This window comes from Chitinophaga sp. (assembly GCF_035564935.1).
GTDB lineage: Bacteria > Bacteroidota > Bacteroidia > Chitinophagales > Chitinophagaceae > Chitinophaga.
In genome coordinates this window covers 1-1661 of record NZ_DATMTE010000274.1, presented here as the reverse complement: position 1 = coordinate 1661, position 1661 = coordinate 1, and the positions used below count along the sequence as shown (strand labels likewise).

1 protein-coding gene is annotated in these 1661 nt (G+C 49.3%); it reads right to left on the bottom strand.

Features of this window, described 5'->3' with window-relative positions; translation table 11 throughout:
* Positions 1-1661: hypothetical protein (locus tag VN105_RS07355; RefSeq protein WP_325639410.1), on the bottom strand; the 1661-nt coding region annotated here is incomplete at both ends.

Sequence of the window (1661 nt, the reverse complement as noted above, 5' to 3'; positions counted from 1 at the left end):
AACGCTCACAAGGGCGTAGGTCGTGTTCGCGGTAAGCGTGCGGGTTATCGTCGCCTCGCCAAGGGCAGGGTTGGACGTGCTAGGCGTGGCCAGCACAACCGTCTGCGGGCTGCCGGCGTTTACGGTATAGGTGACTTCCGCGTTGAGCGTTCCGGTGATGGTCACCGTGCCGCTGCCGTTTTCGCAGATCACAGGGGTAGCGGTCGATATCGTCGCAGTTGGCGCATCAGTAACCTCGATGGTAACCCTGCCTGTCTGTGGCTGGGTGCAGAATGGGACTGTACCGGATGTAACCCTTACGAGGTCGTAGTCGTGCATGCCTGCAGTGGCAAGTACCTCAAGGATGAAGTATTCACCGCTGGCAGGAATTGTGATAGGGGTCTGGGCCACACCGTCAAGCGTATAGTCGACGCTAGCACCAGCCTCTCCGGTAATTCTTACCCTGGAAGGGCTGCCAAGGCATACGTGGGTGTCTACCGGATGGATTGTTGCCGTAGGGATCGGTCTTACCGTGATGGTTACCGAATCCGTAACGTTTTGCTCGCACGGAGGCGTGCCGGTTGTGGCCACCTTCACGAGCGTATAGGTATAGGTGCCCACAGGCGTGCCCGTAGGAAGCGTTATCGTACCGTTGCCCGCTGTGTCAAGGTTTACGGTCTGTTGTACACCCGCTGGATCCGTATAGGTTACCACCGTGCCAGGGGTTCCCTGAACGTCGATGGTAAGGCTGCTGCCTAAGCAGATTGATGTGTCTGCCGTAGTAATATCGGCGGTAATAACTGTTGGTCCAACTGTTGCCTGACTTGTGAGCAACTGCGAACAAACAACAATATTATTTGAATCTACTATTCTTCCTTCTACTAAACTACAAGTAATCGGACCTGTATAAGTCTCTGAAAAGGTATGAACTCCGCTTGCATTTAAAGTTACTGTGCGTGTGGGGCCTGAATTGACCGTGAAATCGATTATGGCATTGGGTGTTCCGTTAATCGTAAATGATACCTGTTCGCCCAAACAGGCTGTAGCAGTCGATGCCGTTATTGTGGCTGTGGGTATAGGATAGACTCTCAGGGATAAATCAACGATACTGTGACATTTGGTAACATTATCAGTGACCCTTGCAAAAATTTGCTGTGGATTTGGGGAGTTACTGATTATGTTTGGCAAAGGTGATACCCCGTCAACAGCATCTGCTAATGTGGTATGAAAGGTTACTGTATTATTTGTGAGATCAGGATTAATAAGGCTTCTGTAGGAATTAAGATCAAACAATCCCACATTGGGTGTATTGCTACAGGTTCTTCTTTCTCCAATAGCATTGGCTAGCGGTGCTCCCGGAAAAGTTGCTGTACCAATCCATTCCAGTTCAAAACCACCGTCTCCTACCGGCCTGTCGATAGCGATATAATAGGATTGTCCTGCTGTCACATTCAGCCATCGTACATAACCATCACCATTAGCTCCAGGGCCAACCTGAGTAGCTGTCGTACTTGCATACATACCTGTATGATTACTTGTCTGTCCAGCTAGATTAGGGTTAGTTGTAGCACAACGGATAGGACTTCCTAAATTGGAACAGCTTCTGTTTGGCCCATAAACCCAAAAATCATAATCTACAAGAATGCTAGGATCTAATGGTTTTATATGAAATCCTAAAGTTC